The following is a 332-nucleotide window of genomic DNA, read 5'->3' on the forward strand; positions in this document are numbered from 1 at the left end:
GATTCAGCAGTTGTTCATTATGATAAGAACAAGGATGCCTCTATTAATTATACGAGTGTGACGTTTGGCAAAGGAAATGGTTCTGCCGCTGTTGGTCTGCATAATGTTGCGGATGGTATGATTGCTAAGGATTCACATGATGTTGTTAATGGGGAACAGATTAATAAAATTTCTCAGGATGTAGCACGGTTTTTAGGTGGCGGTGCGTCATTTAAAGATGGTAGCTTTACACAGCCGACCTATGAATTATCGCATGTTTCTGAAGATGGTCATGTAAGCAAGTCCGCATTTAATGATGGAGGTTCAGCGTTTACAGGCCTTGGTGCAAGTGT

General features: G+C 41.6%; 1 pseudogene. It reads left to right on the forward strand.

Annotated elements, in window-relative coordinates:
- Window positions 1–332: pseudogene (locus ACFIK3_RS09795) on the forward strand (adhesin); the annotation flags it as partial.

The organism is Bartonella sp. CB10SXKL, assembly GCF_042195515.1.
In the GTDB taxonomy this organism is placed as follows: Bacteria; Pseudomonadota; Alphaproteobacteria; order Rhizobiales; family Rhizobiaceae; genus Bartonella.